The 6,170-nt window shown below is 70.8% G+C and carries 5 protein-coding genes; all 5 read right to left on the reverse strand.

The features are described from left to right. Window positions 1-44: 44 nt before the first annotated feature. A complete protein-coding gene (locus ACFWPJ_RS21975; protein WP_378854130.1) occupies window positions 45-1,436 on the reverse strand; it encodes an MATE family efflux transporter in 1,392 nt (463 codons plus the stop codon). A gap of 103 nt (window positions 1,437-1,539) precedes the next feature. Next, entirely contained in the window at window positions 1,540-2,574 is a 1,035-nt protein-coding gene (locus ACFWPJ_RS21980; protein ID WP_378854122.1) for a PLP-dependent cysteine synthase family protein, read from the reverse strand. A gap of 35 nt (window positions 2,575-2,609) precedes the next feature. Further along, window positions 2,610-4,196, reverse strand: coding sequence for an alanine racemase (locus ACFWPJ_RS21985; protein ID WP_378854124.1), 1,587 nt, complete (start codon window positions 4,194-4,196; stop codon window positions 2,610-2,612). Further along, on the reverse strand, window positions 4,187-5,197 hold the full coding sequence (locus ACFWPJ_RS21990; protein ID WP_378854126.1) for an ornithine cyclodeaminase family protein: 1,011 nt from the start codon (window positions 5,195-5,197) through the stop codon (window positions 4,187-4,189). The genes ACFWPJ_RS21985 and ACFWPJ_RS21990 overlap by 10 nt, the downstream gene beginning before the upstream one ends. After that, window positions 5,169-6,170: TauD/TfdA family dioxygenase (locus tag ACFWPJ_RS21995; RefSeq protein ID WP_378854128.1), on the reverse strand; the 1,002-nt coding region annotated here is incomplete at its 5' end. The genes ACFWPJ_RS21995 and ACFWPJ_RS21990, both read right to left, overlap by 29 nt.

Here is a 6,170-nt window from a genome sequence, read left to right on the forward strand (position 1 = left end):
CTGCGCGGCGGGACCCTCCTCGAGGTCGGGTCGTGTGTGGGTTGCTAGTGCGATTGGGTGGCGGGGACGCGCTTCGGCACCAGGGGGTTGTTCGCCTGGTCGAGCAGGGCGAAGTACTTGCGCAGCATGAGTGCCGCGGTGGTGGCCAGGCCTGCCGTGAGGCCCCACCAGACGCCTGCCGCGCCCAGGTCCAGCGGGAACGCGAACAGCAGGGCCGCTGGGAGGCCGACGCCCCAGTAGCCGACCAGCGACAGCCGGAAGCCCGCCGAGGTCTCCTTGAGCCCGCGTAGCAGGCCGGTGCCGATGTTCTGCGCGGCGTCGAAGAACTGCAGCACGATGCCGATGAGCAGCAGGGTGTGCGCGATGGCGATCGTGTCGGTATCGCCGGAGTCAAGGAACGGCGCGAGCACCAGGTCCGGCGCGGCCACATAGACCACGCCGGTGACCGCGGCGACGATGCCCGCGTGCCGCAGCGCCACCCAGGCCAGGTTCTTGGCGTGGCTGTACTCGTCGCGCGACACGGCGTGGCTGACCAGGATCGACGCACCGTGCGAGATGCCGATCGCCACCTGGAACACGATGTAGATGATCTGGTAGACCACATTGTGCGCGGCCAGCGCGGCAGGGCCGAAGCTGCCCATCACCAGTGCGAGCACCGAGAACATGCCGGCTTCGGAGCCGTAGGTTAGCGCGATCGGGGTGCCGAGGCGCAGCTCCTCGCGCACGGTCGACCAACGCACCGGCCATGGCGTCGACGGCAGCGTGCGGCCGAGATGTTCGTCGTGGCGCACCATCGCCCAGAACACGCCGAAGGTGATCAGGAAGACCAGCGAGGTGGCGATGCCGACCCCGGTCAGCCCGAACGCGGGCAGGCCGACCCAGCCGTGGATGAAGGTGAGCGCGAGCACCAGGTTCAGCGCGACCGAACCCAGCGTCACCAGCAGCAGGGCCTGCGGTCGCTGCATGCCGACGGTGTACTGGCGCAGTACCTGGAACCACAGGCACGGCAGCAGGCCGGGCGCCAGCGCGATCATCATCGGCCTGGCGAGGGCCAGCACGCCCTCGTCCTGGCCCAGCAGCGACAGCGCCCAGCCGAGCCCGATCAGCACGGCCCCACCGAGCAGACCCGCGATGGTGGCGATGACGAACGCCGCGCGCACCACGCCGCGCACCTCGTCGTCGGCCGAGTCGCCGCGCTTACCCGCCGCGCCGAGCGCCCCGGCGATCTGGTTGCCGGTGCCGGTGATCAACCCGACGCACATGGTGCGGATCTGGTTGAACAGCACCAGCGCCAGGCCGCCCGCCGCGACCTCGGCCACCCCGAGCGTGCCCATCAGCGCGAGGTTGGTGGTCGAGACCGCGATCTGCGCCAGCTGCGTCAACGCGATCGGCGTCGCCAGCCTGGCCAGTGCGCCGCTGTCCGCCCGCGTGCCGATCACCCGCTCGCCCCGGGACGGTTCCCCAGGTGGCGCCCCTGAGCGCTGACCCGCAGGCTCCGAGTCGCCCCGGGGCGGCTGCTCGTGTGGCGCGCGATCGCGCTCACCTGACCTCCAGCAGTTCGTCGTGGCGCCGCAGCGGCGAGTAGCGGCGCAGCAGCGTGGTGATCTCGCATTCGGCGGCGGGGTCGAGCAGGCCGCGCGCGGCCATCCAGTCGTCGTCGAACACGGTGTCGAGATACTTCTCGCCACCGTCGCACACGATGGTGACCACGGTCGACCCGACCGGGAATTCCTCGAGCCGCGCCAAGGCATTGTGCACCGAACCGCCCGCCGAACCGCCGATCAGCAGACCGTGTGTCCTGGCGACGGCGCGCGCGGTGGCGAAGGCGTCGACATCGCTGACCTTCACGCCCTCGTCGAGCTGGGAATAGTCGACGGCGGTGCCGATGGTCGCGCCGGGCGGGGTGCCGGTGCCCGACTGCCAGTACGGGCCGCCCTCGCCGCCGAAGGCGATGGAGCCGACCGGCTCGACGCCGATCACCCGGGCGGGCCGGCCGAGCTCACGCAACCGGGTGGCCGTGCCGAACAGCGAACCGCCGGTGCCGACCGCCGAGAGCAGGATGTCGACCCGCTCGACCTCGGCCAGCAATTCCTCGGCCACCGCGTAGTAGCCGACGGCGTTGGCGTCGTTGTTGTGCTGTTCGGTGAAGTAGGCGTCGTCGCGGGCGGCCGCCATCGCCTCGGCGAGGTCCTCCCGTGCCGAGGTGGCCAGCTCGTCGTCACCGTCGTCGGCGACGAACACCAGGTCGGTGCCCATGGCCCGCATCGCGCGCAGTTTGTCCTTACAGGCGTGGTTGTCGACCACGGCGGTGAATCGATAGCCACGTTCGGCCGCGACCACCGCCAAGCCTAGTCCGGTGTTGCCGGACGTCGACTCGATGATATGCCCGCCATCGCGCAGCAAACCCCGCCGCTCCGCGTCGAGCACCATCGACCTGGCCATTCTGATCTTGGCGGCGCCGGTCGGGTTGAACTGTTCGAGCTTGAGCAGCAGCCGGGTACCGGAGTCGGTGACGGCGAGTTCGAACAGGGGAGTGCGGCCGATCAGATCCGTCACGCGCCTGACGAGAGCCATGGAAATTCCTCCATCGGATTGGGAGCTCGGGTGGATCAGCGGGCGTCCATACTCCAGCGCAACCGGTCGCCGCTGTCGCGCAGCACGACCTTCGGCGGGAGCGGGAGTTCGTGGAACGGGGACTCGTTGGAGTCCATCTGATACCCGGCGGTGTTCGGGTAGATCAGCAGATCGCCGACGCGGGCGCGGCGCGGCAGCGGGATCCGCCGCCTGCTCAGCAGGTCGGACTCCAGACAGGTGGTGGCGCCGACACAGGTGGGGGTGCGGTGGCCGGATCGTGGCGGCCACAGCACGGGATCGGGCAGGTATTCGCTGGCGAACCACTGCTCGGACAGGCTCAGGCTGGTGCCGTCGACGGTGAGGATGTCGTACGGTTCGCCGTGTGCGGCACGGGTTTTCACGCCTTGCACGCGGAACACGGAACTGCCCGCCCGGTCCAGGAGCGCTCGGCCGGGTTCGACGGCGAGCCGAATTCCGTTGCCGCGCAACAGGCCCGCCAGGTTGTTGTGGGCGAGGATGGCGGCGAGCATGTCCGCGCCGGGGGTCGGGAAGTGATACGGGTAGTAACCGCCGGTGGGTGGGTCGGTGTGGAACCAGCTCGCGCTCAGGTTTTCCTGGAACCGCACCCATGCATCGGCGTCGAGGTAGTCCACCCCGAATCCGCCACCGATCGAGATCGTGTCGGCCGGGTGACCGTCCGCCCGTGCCCGCAGGCAGTGGCCGACCAGGGCGACGGCCTGTTCGGCCCGGGCCATGGCGTCGTAGCCAGAAAGGTGAAAGCTGAAGCCGGACAGTGTGATCGGGCCGTGGGACGCCACGGACTGCACTGCCTGTTCCAGCTCGACCGGGTCGAGACCGAATCGGCTGGTCGAGCCGCCGGGCAGCACCCGCAGCAGGATGCGGGCAGGCAGCCCGAGTGCGGCGAGCCGATCGAGCTCGTCCAGCGCGTCGATCGCGATCAGCGCCCGGTGCCGCGCCGCCAGCCACAACAGCTCATCGGACTTCGCGGGCCCGGTCACCATCAGATCCTCGCCGCGCACACCCTGCGCCAGCGCCGCGATCAGCTCCCCGGTACTGGCGACATCGATGCCGGCACCGTTCTCGGCACAGGCGCGAGCCACGCACGCCGCCTTGTTCGCCTTCTTCCCGAAGTACACGAACCCGTCGACGCCCGCCGCGGTGAACGCCGCCTGGAAAGCGCTGACATTCACCGCGACTCGCTCGGGAAACAGCACATGGAACGGCCCGCCGATCGCCTCGGCGATGTCACCGAGCAGCCGTGGATCGTCGAGAAGCCGCTGCTCCACGGCGCCGACGTGGGCAGGCATCGGCGGTGCGCAATGCGCGGATGACTGCCCGTCGTCGACCGGACGGGGCCTCGGTGCGTCCCTTGGCAGCTCGCCGTCTCGCTCCGGGCCAGTACCAGTACCAGTACCGGTGCCGGTGGTGGTGCTGATGGCTGTGGCGGCTCGGCCGGCGGGTGGTGCGGTCGTGCGGAGTTCTGCCCCGCAGTCGTCACCGGCCCGGTCGCTGCGAGCTGCGTCCGAACCGGACACCATGTCGGCGCGGGCGGTCATCGACTTGCGCGCACCGACATCGGCCCCGGCGTTCGCTAGTCCCACAACGGCACCTCGACACCCCGTCCCTCGGCGATGGCCCTGGCCGCCAATGCGTGCGCGACGGCGATATCGGTGAGCACCAGCCCACTGTTGTAGACGAAGATCTTCTCGTCCTCGCTGCGCCGTGCGGGTGCGCTGCGGGTGAGGATCTGCGGCAGTTCGGCATCGACGCTGCGCAGCGTGCCGTCGGGCCCGGCCATATCGGTGCCGGTCAGCGCCATCTGCGCGGCACTGGTGGCGACCACCCGGTCGGCCTCGACCAGCGTCGACGGCGCGAGCCCATAGCCGACCAGCACCGCCACCGAACCCGGTGCGAGATGGGCGGATTCGAGGGCGACCTCGGTGCCCGGTCCCGCCGTCGCCAGCACCACATCGGCCGTGGCCGCCGCCGCGTACGGGTCATCGACCACCTCGAGCAGCGCGTGCGGCGCCGCGTCGGCGAGATGGGTGTGCACCGCGGCCAAACCCTCCGGATGCGTGCCGAACACCATCAGCTTGCGCAGCTGCGGATTCACCGCCAGCAGATGCGGCAGGGCATTGCGGCCCTGGGTGCCGGTGCCGATGAGCAGGGCGCTCTCCGCACCCCGCCGCACGGTCTCGCGCACCAGCAGCGCCGACACCGCGGGCGTGCGTAAGGCGCCCACCCTGGCGCAGTCCATCATCGCGATGGGCGCGCCGGTGGTGTCGTCGTAGAGGGTGATGGTGGTGTAGTACCGCTTGGTGCTGCGGTCGTGGCCGGGATCGAACTTGTAGGAGGTCTTCATGGCGACCACCCGGCGCCTGCCGTCGCGGCCGAGCATCGCGTAGGACACCGAGGAACCGCCGGGATCGGCGACGCTCAGTTTGCGTGGATTGTCGGATTCGCCTGCCGCGAAGGCGAGATACGCCTCCTCGACGGCCCTGACCACCTCCGCCGGGGTGATCGGCACGTCGGCCAGGTCGCTGCGCGAGAGCACCCGCAGCGGGATGCTCCGGTCACGGTTGTTCAACGGATCCTCGTTCATCTGTCTTGCCCCGCTCTGCTGTCCGATCCGTGCTCGCCCGGAACGGCGCGACCACGTGTTGCCCATACCCATTCTCGGACGACTCCTGCGCGCGCCTGCGACGTTCGGGCAACCGGACATTGACGCGTTTGAGCCAGCGATCGGTGCCGTCGTAGCGGGCGCGGAACGGCACCCGGCCGTGGACGGCCACGTCGTTGTCCACCAGCAGGACTTCTCCCGGAGCCAGCGCGGGCGCGTGGCAGACCCGGGCGAGCTCGGCGGTGAGGCGGGCATAGGCCGCTCTGAATGCCGGGTCGGCATCGTCGAGCGGGGTGTAGGCGGGATCGTAACGCAGTGTGGGACTGCCTGATTCGTCGAACCAGATGGTCGGCAGCGCGGGCGCGGGCTGATCGAAACCGGTGCCGTAGGACACGTCGGGCAGGATCGGCACCGTCGGCACGGCGAGCGTGCGCAGGTCCTCCTCGGGCAACCTCACCTGACCCACCGACGACACCGTGGTGGCGACCCGGTCGGGATTGCGCAGGCAGGTCAGCATCAGCAGGTTCGCGCGCGCGGCGTGGAAGGCGTCCTCGGTGTGCGGGCTGAGCAGGGTGGAGCTGCTCGCGCCGGACTGCTCGTCCTCGTGGCCGACGGCGGGCAGGATGTTGTTGATCAGCCTGCCATTCTGCTGACCCTGCCAGCCGAACGGCTCGCCCGCGCACCGCGCCAGCAGCAGCAGCGCGATGTCGAGTTCGAGCGAGCCGGTGTGCCGGGGATCGGCCGCCGCGGTGGCCGCGGCCTGCCAGTGCGGCGGTGTCGGGCCGAATTCGGCGTCGTCGACGCACAGGCCGCGCACGACGGTGGCGCCCGCCGCGGGGGGGGGCGGGGGGCCGGCGGGGGGGGCGGGGGGGCGGGGGCGGGCCCGGCCCGCCGCCCGGCCGTCGCCGCCGCCCCCCCCCCCCTCGACCGGGGGACCGGCGAGCAGGGGCAGGCC

The sequence above is a fragment of the Nocardia sp. NPDC058497 genome (assembly GCF_042720195.1).
Lineage (GTDB): Bacteria > Actinomycetota > Actinomycetes > Mycobacteriales > Mycobacteriaceae > Nocardia.

What these genes read in the sequence shown, in the direction of transcription:
- ACFWPJ_RS21980 (WP_378854122.1), bottom strand. Translation starts at nt 2,574, where the DNA reads ATGGCTCTCGTCAGGCGCGTGACGGATCTGATCGGCCGCACTCCCCTG.
- ACFWPJ_RS21990 (WP_378854126.1), bottom strand. Translation starts at nt 5,197, where the DNA reads ATGAACGAGGATCCGTTGAACAACCGTGACCGGAGCATCCCGCTGCGG.